Raw genomic sequence first — 12,391 nt, 5'->3', positions numbered from 1 at the left:
GGGAGTGTCAGGATTTCTGTGTGTGAGGCTGTTGAATCCGTCACTCAATCGTGAGGCGGCTTGGTGATCTTACTGGCCCGATCTGGTAAATCGGTCCTCGTAGAGGATCGCAAATTGGTTCATCGCTGATTTCCAGTGGTTGGCCGCCCGCCCCCAGTCCGCGGTGATGTTGCGCAGCGCCAGCCAGATCAGCTTGGTGGCCGCCTCGTCGCTGGGGAAGTGGCCGCGCGTTTTGATGATCTTGCGCAGCCGTGCGTTCACGCTCTCGATGGCGTTGGTGGTGTAGATCACGCGCCGCACCTCGGGCGGGAAGGCGAAGAACGGGATGACCTTGTCCCAGGCCCGGCGCCAGGCGCTGACCACGGTCGGGAACCGCTGCCCCCAGGGGCCGGCCGCAAACGCATCCAACTCGGCCTCGGCCGCCTCGGCGCTCACCGCGGTGTAGATGGGTTTGATGGCTGCGGCCAGCGCCTTGCGGTCTTTCCATGACGCAAAGTCCAGGCCACCCCGGATCAGGTGCACGATGCAGGTCTGCAGCGTCGTCGCCGGGAACACTGCGCCCAGCGCCTCTGGCATGCCCTTGAGGCCGTCGGTGACGGCAATCAGGATGTCCTGCACCCCGCGCGTCTTCAGATCGTTGAAGACCTTCATCCAGAACTTCGCCCCCTCGGTGTTCTCGATCCAGATTCCCAGGATGTCGCGCGAGCCGTCAGGCAGTACGCCCAGCGCCAGGTAGACGGCCTTGGAGCGCACCACCGCATCCTCGCGAATCTTGACCCGCAGCGCATCGAAGAACACCACCGGGTACATCGCCTCCAGCGGCCGTGTCTGCCAGGCCGTGACCTCGCCCATCACCTCATCGGTGACACGGCTGATGAGCTCGGGCGAGACGTCCACCGAGTACATCTCAGCCAGGAAACCCTGGATCTCGCGCACCGTCATGCCGCGTGCGTACATGGCGATGATCTTGTCGTCGAAACCCGTAAAGCGCCGCTCGTGCTTGCCAATGAGCTGCGGCTCGAAGCTGCCTTCGCGATCGCGTGGGACATCGATGCGCAGCGCCCCCACATCGGTCAGTACGGTCTTGGTGCTCTTGCCGTTGCGGTGGTTGGCTGATCCGCCTGTGGGCTTGGCTTGGCCGGGCGCATAGCCTAGGTGATGACTCATCTCGGCGCCCAGCGCCCGCTCAAGAATTGACTTCTTGAACTGATCGAACAGCCCTTGGACTTGGCCCGGCGTCATGGGCCCGGTCACCAACTGGTCAAGCAGCTCGGCCGGGATGTGAAATTGCGGCTGTGCCGCCTGGTCCGCCAAAGCGGTGGGTTTGGTCTTGCGTGGCATTCATGCTCCTTGTCGACATGCTATGCCTCACACACAAAATTTCTGACAAGCTCCCAGATCCAGCATTCCACTCGAATCTGCCCCGGCCTCGTTCAAGAGCGCCAAGGCTTTCGATGCATGGTTGAGGAAGAACCATGCCGCTTCGGGCGGCCTCTGGCTCAAGATCGCGAAAAAGGGCGCTCCAGAACCCAGCGCTACTTACCCCCAGGCGTTGGAAATCGCACTCTGTTGGGGCTGGATCGACGGTCAGAAAAAAGCTCTCGACGATCAGCACTACCTCCAGCGTTTCACGCCGCGGCGTGCGCGCAGCATCTGGTCGAAAGTCAACATCGACAAGGTCGAGGCACTCATAGTGGCGGGCCGCATGCAGGCGCCGGGCTACGCCCAGATCGAAGCGGCCAAGGCCGATGGGCGCTGGGCACGGGCTTATGACAGCGCTCGTACGTCCACCGTACCCGAGGATCTGTTGGCCGCGTTGGAAATCGATCCAAAGGCAAAAGCCTTCTTTGCAACGATCAATGCGGCCAATCGTTACGCGGTACTGTGGCGTATCCAGACAGCCGTGAAAGCAGAAACGCGCGCCAGACGAATCGCCCAGTTGGTTGATATGCTCGCACGCGGCGAAACCATCCACCTTTTCAAAGCTCGTTCTCGCGCCGGACAGTGAATGCCACGCGCATGGCGCGACGGCTTGCTGTCGGCACCAGTCCTTCAAGCACTACCTGACCCCAATGTCACACCCCGCTATCGCGTTGATAGCGGGGTTTTGTCTTTTCGTCTGCGATCAACGTGACAGCGGTCGGCTGCGCGACTGCTTTGTTCGGAAATTGCATTACGCGCAAATAGGCCGTTGCCTACGGCGCGGGATCGGTCCGCCTCACACCATGGGCTTCTCTTGCATTCCAATCCCACAACCTGGAGAAGACCCATGCCCAAGCCACGTTATGACGAAGCCCAGCTCAAGGATCTGCTGTTGCAGATGATGGAAACCGAGCTGGGTGGTGAGCAGGTGTACCGCGCGGCGATCGACTGCGCGACCAATGAAGACCTCAAGAAGGAATGGGAGGGCTACCTCGACGAGACGCTATCGCACCAGAACGTGGTGCGCACGACCTGCGAAAACCTGGGAATCGACCCCGACGAGGTGGTGCCTTCGCGCCTGGTGGTCAAGCACATCGGTGATTCGCTGGTCAAGGCGATCGAGTTGGCCCGGCAGGCCGGCAATCCTGCGCAGGCCCAGTTGGTCGCCTGCGAATGCGTGGTGCATGCCGAGACCAAGGACCACGCTAACTGGGAACTGCTGGGCAAGGTGGCAGAGGTAGCGACCGGTGATGTCGGTCGCGCCTTGAAAGATGCCCACGAGCGCGTGGAGAAAGACGAGGACCACCACCTGTACCATACCAAGGGCTGGTGCCGCGAGCTGTGGATTGCAAGCCTGGGCATGCCGGCGGTGCTGCCTCCGCCGGAAGAGGTCAAACAGGTAGAGACGGCCATTGGCGCGTCGCGCGCGGAGCAGCAACGCGACGCGATGCTCTGAGGAGGCTGCGTGGCGCGCCCCGTTGCATTGCGCCGCACGCCGCTGCCGCGCAGCAAACACGTGCTGCTGTTGGTGGATGTGATCAATCCGTTGAATTTCCCTACAGCGGCAGACCTGCTGCCCGGAGCGGTACGCGCCGCGAACGCCATTGCGCGGCTGAAGACACGCCTGGCGCGGCGCGGGGTCACGGCGATCTATGCCAACGACAACTACGGCACGTGGCACAGCGACTTCCGTGACATTCTCACCGCCTGCCGCGCGCTGCCGGGGGCGCGCGGCGAAATGGCCTGCCTGCTCGCGCCCGCGCCGCAGGATCTGGTGATCCTCAAGCCACAGCATTCGGCGTTCCATTCGACTCCCTTGCAGCATTTGCTGGACAAGATGCAGACCGAGCAGCTGATCATCGTGGGCCTGGCCGCCGACATGTGCGTGATGCTGACGGCCACCGATGCGCGCATGCTGGGCTACAAGGTGTGGGTGCCGTCGGATTGCACCGCCGCGGAATCGGAACACCGCAAGACGGAGGCCCTGCGGCAATTGCATGAGGTGTTCAAGTGCGCCGTACGGCCTGCGGTACGGGCGGCTGCACGCTGACTGACCGGAGCGACCGCTATGTTCAACCTGGACTTACCCGCCGCGGAGCTGGTGCTGCGCGCCGCCATGGTCTACGGCCTGCTGCTGGCGCTCATGCGCGTCAGCGGCAAGCGCACCGTCGGGCAATTCACGCCGTTCGACCTGCTGGTGGTGATGCTGGTCAGCGAGGCCGCGGGTCCGTCCATGACGGGCAAGGACCAGTCGCTGTGGGGCGGTCTCATCGTCTGCCTGGTGCTGATCGGATTGAACATCCTGGTGGGGGTACTCACGGCGCGTTTTCGCATGGCCGAGAAACTGCTGGAGGGCGAGGCGATCCTGCTGGGGCGCAATGGGCATGTCTTTGACACGGTGCGCAAGCGGCATCGCGTATCGGAGAACGACGTGGAGCGGGCGTTGCGCGAGGCCGACTGCGACAGGAAGGACATGCGCTACCTCTTCCTGGAAGCCGACGGCAGCTTGAGCGTGCAAAAGCACCGCGAGGGCTAGCCCCGTCGCCGCCAGGTTACCGATGGTGACGGCCCGTGCACCGCGGCTGCGGTATGGTGCTGCATTTTTCGGAGCAGGAGGCAACAGGCATGCGTTATTTCTTAAAGGCAGGCGGCGCCGTGGCCGTGGTGGGGCTGATGATGGCAGGTTGTTCGTCGATCGGACCGGGCAGCAGCCCGGCGCCCGCGCCCATTGGCGCCAGCACGGCCCCGGTGGGCGGTGAATGCAACGCCCAGGGCGCGCAGGCGGCGGTGGGTAAAAATGCCACGGCCAAGGTGGTGGAGGACGCGCGCGTGCGCTCCGGCGCGCGATTGGCGCGCGTGCTGCGCCCGGGCCAAATGATCACCAAGGAGTTCGATGGTCAGCGTCTCAACCTGGAGGTGGACGCCAGCGGCAAGATCACTGCCGTGCGCTGCGGCTGATCAGCCGGAGGAATGTGGCGCCGATGAAGTGTGCGCGGCTGTGACCGGGCACGCTTCGTCGGTGTGCTTTCGGCGCCCGCTCAGTCCGCCAGGAAGAGCGCCTGCAGGTCGCTCAGAAAGTCAAAGCCCCGCTGCGTGGGACGCACGCGCTCCATGTCGCGCGTGATCAGGCCCTGCGCCTCGGCCTGCTGCAGGCCAGCGGCTATGGCCGTGATCGCCAGGCCCGTACGGGCGGTGAAGTCCTGCAGCGCAAAACCCTCCTGCAGCCTTAGCGCATTGAGCATGAACTCGAACGGCAGGTCCGCGCGGCGCACGTCGTCGTCTTGCGCGATGGCGCGCCCTGCGAGTGCTCCGGCCATGTAGAGCTGCGGATCGCGCAGGCGCACCTGGCGCACCACCCGGTGCGCAAAGCTGAGCTTGCTGTGCGCGCCCGCGCCAATGCCCAGATAGTCGCCAAACTGCCAATAGTTGCGGTTGTGCACGCATTGGTGGCCCTCGCGTGCATAGGCCGATACCTCGTAGCGTGCAAGGCCTGCCGCGCCCGTCAGTTCGGTGATGCGGTCGAGCATGGCATAGGCGGCATCGTCCTCGGGCAGCGGTGGGGGGTACTTGGCGAAGTAGGTGTTGGGCTCGATGGTCAGGTGGTAGATGGAGATGTGCGGCGGCTGCAGCGCGAGCGCGGTGCGCATGTCCTCGTCCAGCTCGGCCGGCGTCTGGCCGGGCAGGGCGTACATGATGTCGAGGTTGAAGGTGTCGAAGGCCTGTGCGGCCTCTTCCACCGCGGCCAGCGCCTGTGCGCGGTTGTGCACGCGGCCCAGCGCCTGCAGGTGCCGGTCGTTGAAGCTCTGCACGCCGATGGACAGCCGCGTGACCCCCGCGCCGCGGTAAGCGCGAAAGCGCTCCTTCTCGAACGTGCCGGGGTTGGCCTCCAGCGTGATCTCGCACCCCGCGTCCAACCGCAGGCGCGCGCGGATGTCGCCCAGCAGCCGGTCGATGGACTCGGGCGCAAACAGGCTGGGCGTGCCGCCGCCGATGAAGATGCTGTGCACCGTGCGGCCCCAGATCAGCGGCAGGGCGGCCTCCAGGTCGGCCAGCAGGGCGTCGATGTAGCGCGCTTCGGGCACGCCGCCATCGCCGCCCATGCCGCCGCGCGCCTCGTGCGAGTTGAAGTCGCAGTACGGGCATTTGCGCAGGCACCACGGCAGGTGCACGTACAGCGACAGCGGCGGCAGGCTGGGCAGCTGCAGCAGGCCGGGGCGCATGTAGTGCTGCACGTCGCGCAGCGGCGCGCCGGACTGCGCGGCAGGGAGGATGGGGATGGTCATACGAGTCTAAAAACCATAGCTGCTGGCGCTTGCCTGACAACCGTTTCAGTATCAAAAGACATTGAAACCCTTATCTGGCAAGCGCTAACCGCTCACCTTTCTGAGGTTCCGGCAAACCAGTGCTCGCGCATCAGCTCCAGCATCTGGCGCGATGAGCGGCCGCGGTGGCTGTGGGCGTTCTTCACCTCGGGCGGCAGCTCGGCAAAGGTCTTGCCGAAGGCGGGCAGCACCATCACCGGGTCAAAGCCGAAGCCGCCCGTGCCGCGCGGCGCGCGTGCAATCTCGCCGGCCACGCGGCCCACGGCGATCAGTGGCTCGGGGTCCTGCGGGCTGCGCACGGCCACCAGCGTGCTGACCATCGCGGCGCGGCGGTCGTCGATGCCCTGCATCTGCTCCAGCAGCGCGCGCACGTTGTTGGCGTCGCCCTTGTCGTAGCCGAACTGCGTGGCGTAGTAGGCCGTCTGCACGCCGGGCTGACCGCCAAAGGCCTGCACGCACAGGCCGGCGTCGTCCGCCAGCGCGGGCAGGCCGGTGTGGGCGCTGGCAAAGCGGGCCTTGGCCAGTGCGTTCTCGACGAAGGTGTGGAACGGCTCCTCGGCCTCGCCCACGCCCAGTTCGGCCTGGGGAATGAGCTGCACGCCCAGCGGGGCCAGCATGGCCTGCAGTTCGGCGAGCTTGCCGCGGTTGTTGGAGGCGAGTACGAGTTTCATGGTCAAAAAGATCTTTAGCGCATATCAGTCAAGCGCAAACAGCTATCAATTGCGTAGCGACTGCCGTTGCAGGGCGACCAGCTCGGCAATGCCCTTCTCGGCCAGCGCCAGCAGTTGGTCCATTTCCTGGCGCGAAAAGGCCGCGCCCTCGGCCGTGCCTTGTACCTCCACATAGTGGCCGGCGCCGGTCATCACCACGTTCATGTCGGTGTCGCAGGCCACGTCCTCCACATATTCCAAGTCCAGCAGCGGTTGGCCCCGCACGATGCCCACGGACACGGCGGCCACCGCCCCGGTGAGCGGCGATGCGCTGATCTTGCCCGCAGCCAGCAGGGTGTTGACCGCGTCCTGCGCCGCCACCCAGGCGCCCGTGATCGCGGCGGTGCGTGTGCCGCCGTCGGCTTGGATCACGTCGCAGTCGATCTGGATCGTGCGCTCACCCAAGGCTTTGAGGTCAAAGACTGCCCGCAGGCTGCGGCCGATGAGGCGCTGGATCTCCTGCGTGCGTCCGCTTTGCTTGCCGCGCGCGGCCTCGCGGTCGCTGCGGGTGTGGGTGGAGCGGGGCAGCATGCCGTACTCGGCCGTCACCCAGCCTTCGCCGCTGCCGCGCTTGTGCGGCGGCACCTTTTCCTCGACCGACGCGGTGCACAGCACGCGCGTGTTGCCGAACTCGATGAGTACCGCGCCCTCGGCATGCATGGTGTAGTGGCGCGTGATGCGGATGGGGCGCAGCTGGTCCAGGGCGCGGCCGCCGCTGCGGGCAAAGGGGGTGGTGGTCATGGCAGGTCCAGGTCAAAGAAGGGGCTCCCCGCGCTCCTGGCGGAGAGCGGAGGAGGCGGTGCGCCCGGGCCGCGGCCTACAGCTTGCGCGCGGCAGAGCGCCGGATGGCTTCGTTGATTTCGGCGATCGAGCGTTCGATGGTCTCGTCGTCCAGGTCGTCCGCAAAGCTCTCCAGCGGGCCAGCCTGGATGGTGGAGGCGAACACGTCGTCACTGATGCTGTCGGTGGAAATGCCCTGGGTGGACTCGAACGTGTCGGGTGTTTCCCACTCCATGGCCACCACGGTCACGTTGTCGCTGCCGTCCCCGGCCTTGCGCAGGGCGTCCTCGACCAGGTCGGGCACGGCGTTGGAGACGGTCTGGCGGCCCAGCTGGCGTGCGATGGTCTCGTCGTCCAGCGCGCCCCACAGGCCGTCGGAGCACAGCAGGATGCGGTCACCCTGCTCCAGCAGCACGGGGCCGGCCACGTCGTACAGCGGCTTGGTGGGAGAGCCCAGGCAGGTGAACAGCACGTTGCGGTTCACGCGCTCCAGCCCGGCGATGGCGGCGTTGCGCAACTCCAGGTAGGAGTGGTCACGCGTGCGCATGAGCAGCTCGCCCCCGCGCACGAGGTACAGGCGCGAATCGCCGCAGTGGATCCAGCTGGCGCGCCCGTCTTGCACCACGGCGATCACCAGCGTGGTGCGCGGCGTGTCGAGCATGTCCTTGGTGGTGCCATAGCGCAGGATCTGGTGGTGCGCGCCCAGCAGTGCGGTGGAGAGGAACTCCTGCACATCCTTCAGCGTGGGCTTGGCCTGGCGCTGGAACATCGCGGAGACCGTCTGGATGGCGATCTGCGCGGCGATCTCGCCCTCCGGGTGGCCGCCCATGCCGTCAGCCAGCACGAACAGCACCGACTCGCGCGTGTAGCAGTACCCCATGCGGTCTTCGTTCTTCTCGCGCCCGCCGCGGCGGCTGATCTGAAAGACAGAGAACTTCATTTAGGCCGCGCTCCCAGACCGGTGGCTTCGCCCACCTTTTGCACGTTTTTCTTGGTGTCCGACACCAGGGTGTCGAGCTGCATGCGCATCTTCTCGGCCACCGACAGCTTGGTATAGCGGCGTTCGCCCTCGCGGCTCAGCTCCTTTTGCAGCGCGAACACCGATTGCGGGCGCGACAGCGGATCGAGCGCCATGCACCATTCGACCACCTCGATCAGGTTGTCCGAATACACGCCGCGCAGCTTGTTCAGCGCCAGCGACAGGCGGTCCTTCTCCTGGCGCTGCGGCGCCTCGTTGGGCGGAAATCCCTGCATGCACGCATAGATGCAGGCGCCAACGGCGTAGATGTCCGTCCAGGGGCCCATCTGCGAGTCGCGGCGGTACATCTCGGGCGCAGCAAAGCCGGGGGTGTACATCGGGCGGATGAAGTTGCCCTCTTTGGAGAGTACCTCGCGCGCGGCGCCGAAGTCGATCATCACCGCGCGGTTGTCGTCGGTGATGAAGATGTTGGCGGGCTTGATGTCCAGGTGCAGCATCTTGTGCTGGTGCACGATGCGCAGGCCGCGCAGCACCTCATCGAACAGTGAGCGGATGGTGGACTCGCGGAACACCTTCTGCGTCTTGAGGTCGCGTGCGGTGATGATGAAGTCCTGCAGGGTCGCGCCCTCCAGGTAGTTCATCACCATGTAGACGGTCTCGTTCTCGCGGAAGAAGTTGAGCACGCTCACCACGGAGGCGTGCGAGATCTGCGCGAGCGAACGGCCTTCCTCGAAGAAGCTCTTGAGGCCCAGGCGGTAGAGCGAGAGCTTCTCGGGCGGCACCTTGGGCAGCAGTTCGCCCGGTGCACGCGTGGCCAGAGAAGCGGGGAGGTATTCCTTGATGGCCACCTGCTGGCCTTCGGCGTCAATGGCGAGGTACACCACGCCAAAACCACCGGAGGACAGCCGTCGCACCACGCGGTAGCCGCCAATGGCGGTATCGGGGGGCAGGGGGGCCGGCTTGATTTTTGACATAGGAAGCGAAGGCAGTCGTGGGCGCGGGTGGGGAACCCGGATAATCGCTGGATCGCAAGCAACCAACCACCGAAAAGTCCAATGGCAGTTTACAGCATGACCGGATATGCCAGCGTGCAGCGCGGCGTGGCTACTGCAGGGGACGACAAGGACGGGCCCGTACGGCGCCTGGGCCTGGAAATACGTGCGGTCAACAGCCGCTTTCTGGACCTGTCTTTCCGCCTGTCCGATGAACTGCGCGCCCAGGAGCCGGCGCTGCGCGCCCTGCTCACGCAGCGCCTCAAGCGCGGCAAGGTCGAGGTGCGCGCTTTCGTGGACAACGACGACTCCGCCGCGCTCGCCGAGCCATCCCCGCGCATCTTGCAACGGGTAGGCGCGGTGCAGGATGCAGTGCGTTCGTGGCTGCCCGACGCCAGGCCGCTGTCGGTGGCCGACGCGCTGCGCTTGTGCGCCAATGCCGGTGCTCCTGCGCTGGACTGGAGCGAAACGGCAGCGCGCGCGGCCGAGCAGGCGCTGGACGACCTGGTGGCCGCGCGCCAACGCGAGGGCGAACGCCTGGCCGCCATGCTGCAGGAGCGCATCGCGCAGTTGCGCGAGCTGGCCCGCCAGGCGGTGCCGCTGGTTCCGCAGCTCGTGGAGCAGCAGCGCCAGCGCTTCATGGAGCGCTGGAAGGAGGCCATGTCGCTGGCCGAAGGCGCGGTGGTGCCCGAGGCGGCCCAGGACCGCGCCCTGACCGAGGCCACGGCCTTTGCCATCCGCATCGACGTCGCGGAGGAAGTCACGCGGCTGCAGTCGCACCTGGACGAGATTGCCCGCCTGCTCAAAAAAGGCGGCGAGGTCGGCAAGCGGCTGGACTTTCTGATCCAGGAACTGCACCGTGAAGCCAACACGCTGGGCTCCAAGTCGGCCGCCATGGACCTCACGCGCATCAGCGTGGACATGAAGGTGCTGATCGAGCAGATGCGCGAGCAAGTGCAGAACATTGAGTAGTGATTCAGGACGGTTCAGGACGTTCCACAAAGACGGCCATCACCCTGTAAAGCCCCGAAATACGGGGCTTTTTTCATTTCATGAGCTACCATAAGACACCACAACATCAAGCGATTTTCTCGTACCCCCTGTTGTACCCGTAAAGGAAACTTCGGAAAAGTACGGGTACAAGGAATTGAGGGCCGACATGGGCAAACTGTCAGACGTGCAAATACGGGCCTGGATCAAGGCCGGAGAACGATTCGAGGGGCGTGCCGACGGCGACGGCCTGTACCTGCGCTGGCGCCCCAGCGTGCCGACGCCAGAGTGGAGGTTCCGCTACCAGTTCGACCGCAAGCCCCGCGTGATGAGCCTGGGCACCTACGGCGTGCTGTCCCTGGCCGAGGCACGCCGCACCGCCAAGGAACTCTCTGCCCGCGTAGCCCTGGGGTACGACGTTGCCAGTGAAAAGCAAGACCGTATCCGCGAAACCGCCGAGCGGATAGAGGCCGACCGCAGCGCCTGGACGGTGGCCGACATGGCCGACGCCTATTTCCGCGACAAGATCATGGGACACTGGAAGCACCCCAACATCGTCCGCTCGCGCATCGAGAACGACATCAAGCCGCGCATCGGCAAAATGAAGATCGAGGACGTGACGACCACGGACATTGATGACGTGCTGAAGTCCATCATCAAGCGCGGCGCGCCGACCGTCGCCAGCGACGTGCTGCGCTGGCTGAAGCGGATGTTCAACTACGCGATCAAGCAACGGCCCAAACAGCTCCAGCGCAATCCGGCTCTTCCCTTCGATATCAACGACGCCGGCGGCAAGGAAGAAAGCCGCGACCGTTGGCTGAGCCGGGATGAACTGTGCCGGCTGTTCGAGGCAATGAGGGAAGCCGCTGGCCGGTTCACCATCGAGAACCACTGCGCCATACGTCTGCTTCTGCTGCTGGCTGTTCGCAAGGAAGAATTGCTCGCCGCCCCTTGGGCCGAGTTCGACTTGGACACCGGGGTATGGCACCTGCCCGCCGGGCGCACGAAAACCGGCGCAGCCACCGACATCCCCTTGTCTCCCTATGCCTTGGAAATCCTGCGCGAGCTGCAACGGCTGGCCGCCGGTAGCGCCTGGGTATTCCCTGCCGTGAAAATGCAAACCCGGATGACGCCGCACCGCGACCCCAACACATTGAACGCGGCCTTCTCCAAGCACATCCGCCCCTTGCTGCCTGACGTGCCGCACTTCGTCATCCATGACCTGCGGCGCACGGCCCGCACGCACCTGTCGGCGCTTGGCGTAGAGCCGCATATTGCCGAGCGATGCCTCAACCACAAGCAGAGGGGCGTGAAAGGCATCTATGACCGGCACGCCTACTTTGACGAACGCAAGGCGGCACTGAACGCATGGGCTTCCCTGCTTCAGCAGATCGAAATGGGCAACGTGCAGCCTAACGTGCTTCCCTTGCGAAAGGCTGCGGCATGATTCCCGCAGCCCTGATCGCCCACTACCAGCAGTTGATCGCCGGCACATCGCGCCGCGTAGTCAAGCAAGGCATCAGTGTGGGCATGTCAACAGCATGGGAATTCGGCACAGGCGACCTGGAAACGATGAAGCGCTTGATGGACAGGGACGTTACCGGGCAGAGCTGGCGCGACCTCGAAGCCGAGATTGGGGCAGATTGGTTGCCTCGCGTCTTCGATGCCTTGTGGACTTCAAACCACGATTGGCTATGGGTACGCAATGACGGGCAAAAGACCCGGAAGGCCCTCGCCGCTGCCAAGATTACTCAGATCAAGAGTGCAACGGAGAAGCTGGGACGGCTCTTGGATGAGTTTCGCAGCATCGTTGCCCCTACTGGCGCCGGCCCAGGTCAAAACCTAGACGCTTGGCCCGATAGCCCTGCACTGCGCAACGCGCTCTCATCATTGACCGAAAGATGCGAACGTTTCGATTTGGCGGGCATGCGACACAACCCTGCTGCCAACGCAGTCCTGTCCGCGAGGGAGTCCGGGCGGGAGTACCTGCGCGCACTCGTGGCAACACTCGATGGTATGGAATTTCGGTTCGGGGAGAAACGAACTCCCAGCAAGGCGCTGATCGACTTGGCTGACATTGCGGCCGGCACTGAGGGCGCAATAGATTACGACGCCTTCTATGCAGTCTTGCAACCCGAGAAGAAAAGCAGACGCCAGTAGCAAGTACAACGGGATTTCGGCTCTATAGCCTTTGCC

At 64.7% G+C, this 12,391-nt stretch carries 14 protein-coding genes; 8 read left to right on the top strand and 6 right to left on the bottom strand.

All coding sequences use genetic code 11. The features are described 5' to 3' along the window. Nucleotides 1-69 precede the first annotated feature (69 nt). On the bottom strand, nucleotides 70-1,341 hold the full coding sequence (locus tag BV908_RS04710; protein ID WP_047350851.1) for an IS256 family transposase: 1,272 nt from the start codon (nucleotides 1,339-1,341) through the stop codon (nucleotides 70-72). A gap of 64 nt (nucleotides 1,342-1,405) precedes the next feature. Here BV908_RS04710 and BV908_RS04705 point away from each other — a divergent pair, with 64 nt between their 5' ends. The 5 genes from BV908_RS04705 (at nucleotide 1,406) to BV908_RS04685 (ending at nucleotide 4,380) form a co-directional block, all read left to right on the top strand. Next, nucleotides 1,406-2,008 (top strand): YdeI/OmpD-associated family protein, encoded by a 603-nt coding sequence (locus BV908_RS04705; protein WP_103737359.1) that lies wholly within the window; start codon nucleotides 1,406-1,408, stop codon nucleotides 2,006-2,008. Nucleotides 2,009-2,269: 261 nt separating this feature from the next. Then, a complete protein-coding gene (locus BV908_RS04700) occupies nucleotides 2,270-2,878 on the top strand; it encodes a hypothetical protein (protein WP_047350008.1) in 609 nt (202 codons plus the stop codon). 9 nt (nucleotides 2,879-2,887) lie between these two features. Further along, nucleotides 2,888-3,472 carry an isochorismatase family cysteine hydrolase gene (locus tag BV908_RS04695; RefSeq protein ID WP_103737358.1) on the top strand — a complete coding sequence of 195 codons (585 nt, stop codon included), beginning with the start codon at nucleotides 2,888-2,890 and terminating at the stop codon, nucleotides 3,470-3,472. Between the two features lie 18 nt (nucleotides 3,473-3,490). Then, a complete protein-coding gene (locus tag BV908_RS04690) occupies nucleotides 3,491-3,958 on the top strand; it encodes a YetF domain-containing protein (RefSeq protein ID WP_011804360.1) in 468 nt (155 codons plus the stop codon). Between the two features lie 89 nt (nucleotides 3,959-4,047). Next, a complete protein-coding gene (locus tag BV908_RS04685; RefSeq protein ID WP_103737365.1) occupies nucleotides 4,048-4,380 on the top strand; it encodes an I78 family peptidase inhibitor in 333 nt (110 codons plus the stop codon). An 80-nt stretch (nucleotides 4,381-4,460) separates the two neighbouring features. Here the strand turns inward: BV908_RS04685 and hemW are convergent, their stop codons facing one another. The 5 genes from hemW to BV908_RS04660 form a co-directional block, all read right to left on the bottom strand. After that, complete coding sequence (gene hemW / locus BV908_RS04680; RefSeq protein WP_011804362.1) at nucleotides 4,461-5,705, bottom strand: radical SAM family heme chaperone HemW; 1,245 nt, start codon at nucleotides 5,703-5,705, stop codon at nucleotides 4,461-4,463. 92 nt (nucleotides 5,706-5,797) lie between these two features. After that, complete coding sequence (gene rdgB / locus BV908_RS04675; RefSeq protein ID WP_011804363.1) at nucleotides 5,798-6,415, bottom strand: RdgB/HAM1 family non-canonical purine NTP pyrophosphatase; 618 nt, start codon at nucleotides 6,413-6,415, stop codon at nucleotides 5,798-5,800. A gap of 45 nt (nucleotides 6,416-6,460) precedes the next feature. Then, nucleotides 6,461-7,195, bottom strand: a complete 735-nt coding sequence (gene rph, locus BV908_RS04670) for a ribonuclease PH (protein ID WP_103737357.1) — start codon at nucleotides 7,193-7,195, stop codon at nucleotides 6,461-6,463. Nucleotides 7,196-7,271: 76 nt separating this feature from the next. Beyond that, nucleotides 7,272-8,174 carry a PP2C family serine/threonine-protein phosphatase gene (locus tag BV908_RS04665; RefSeq protein ID WP_103737356.1) on the bottom strand — a complete coding sequence of 301 codons (903 nt, stop codon included), beginning with the start codon at nucleotides 8,172-8,174 and terminating at the stop codon, nucleotides 7,272-7,274. Beyond that, on the bottom strand, nucleotides 8,171-9,187 hold the full coding sequence (locus BV908_RS04660; protein WP_103737355.1) for a serine/threonine-protein kinase: 1,017 nt from the start codon (nucleotides 9,185-9,187) through the stop codon (nucleotides 8,171-8,173). Before BV908_RS04660 ends, BV908_RS04665 begins: the two co-directional genes overlap by 4 nt. A gap of 96 nt (nucleotides 9,188-9,283) precedes the next feature. Between BV908_RS04660 and BV908_RS04655 the strand changes: the two genes are divergently transcribed. From BV908_RS04655 to BV908_RS04645, 3 genes are all read left to right on the top strand, one after another. After that, entirely contained in the window at nucleotides 9,284-10,177 is an 894-nt protein-coding gene (locus tag BV908_RS04655; protein WP_041835906.1) for a YicC/YloC family endoribonuclease, read from the top strand. A 187-nt stretch (nucleotides 10,178-10,364) separates the two neighbouring features. Next, on the top strand, nucleotides 10,365-11,642 hold the full coding sequence (locus tag BV908_RS04650; protein WP_011804368.1) for a site-specific integrase: 1,278 nt from the start codon (nucleotides 10,365-10,367) through the stop codon (nucleotides 11,640-11,642). After that, a complete protein-coding gene (locus tag BV908_RS04645; protein WP_011804369.1) occupies nucleotides 11,639-12,355 on the top strand; it encodes a hypothetical protein in 717 nt (238 codons plus the stop codon). Before BV908_RS04650 ends, BV908_RS04645 begins: the two co-directional genes overlap by 4 nt. Nucleotides 12,356-12,391 lie beyond the last annotated feature (36 nt).

Origin of the sequence: Diaphorobacter sp. LR2014-1 (assembly GCF_002916785.1) — a bacterium.
In the GTDB taxonomy this organism is placed as follows: domain Bacteria; phylum Pseudomonadota; class Gammaproteobacteria; order Burkholderiales; family Burkholderiaceae_C; genus Diaphorobacter; species Diaphorobacter nitroreducens.
The sequence above is the reverse complement of the archived record's forward strand: the minus strand, read 5'-3'. Positions and strand labels throughout refer to the sequence as shown.

Bases quoted from the DNA above. Each gene is read 5' to 3' on its own strand.
- BV908_RS04710 (WP_047350851.1), bottom strand. From the start codon at position 1,341: ATGCCACGCAAGACCAAACCCACCGCTTTGGCGGACCAGGCGGCACAG.
- BV908_RS04700 (WP_047350008.1), top strand. From the start codon at position 2,270: ATGCCCAAGCCACGTTATGACGAAGCCCAGCTCAAGGATCTGCTGTTG.
- BV908_RS04690 (WP_011804360.1), top strand. From the start codon at position 3,491: ATGTTCAACCTGGACTTACCCGCCGCGGAGCTGGTGCTGCGCGCCGCC.
- BV908_RS04685 (WP_103737365.1), top strand. From the start codon at position 4,048: ATGCGTTATTTCTTAAAGGCAGGCGGCGCCGTGGCCGTGGTGGGGCTG.
- hemW (WP_011804362.1), bottom strand. From the start codon at position 5,705: ATGACCATCCCCATCCTCCCTGCCGCGCAGTCCGGCGCGCCGCTGCGC.
- rdgB (WP_011804363.1), bottom strand. From the start codon at position 6,415: ATGAAACTCGTACTCGCCTCCAACAACCGCGGCAAGCTCGCCGAACTG.
- rph (WP_103737357.1), bottom strand. From the start codon at position 7,195: ATGACCACCACCCCCTTTGCCCGCAGCGGCGGCCGCGCCCTGGACCAG.
- BV908_RS04665 (WP_103737356.1), bottom strand. From the start codon at position 8,174: ATGAAGTTCTCTGTCTTTCAGATCAGCCGCCGCGGCGGGCGCGAGAAG.
- BV908_RS04660 (WP_103737355.1), bottom strand. From the start codon at position 9,187: ATGTCAAAAATCAAGCCGGCCCCCCTGCCCCCCGATACCGCCATTGGC.
- BV908_RS04655 (WP_041835906.1), top strand. From the start codon at position 9,284: ATGACCGGATATGCCAGCGTGCAGCGCGGCGTGGCTACTGCAGGGGAC.
- BV908_RS04650 (WP_011804368.1), top strand. From the start codon at position 10,365: ATGGGCAAACTGTCAGACGTGCAAATACGGGCCTGGATCAAGGCCGGA.
- BV908_RS04645 (WP_011804369.1), top strand. From the start codon at position 11,639: ATGATTCCCGCAGCCCTGATCGCCCACTACCAGCAGTTGATCGCCGGC.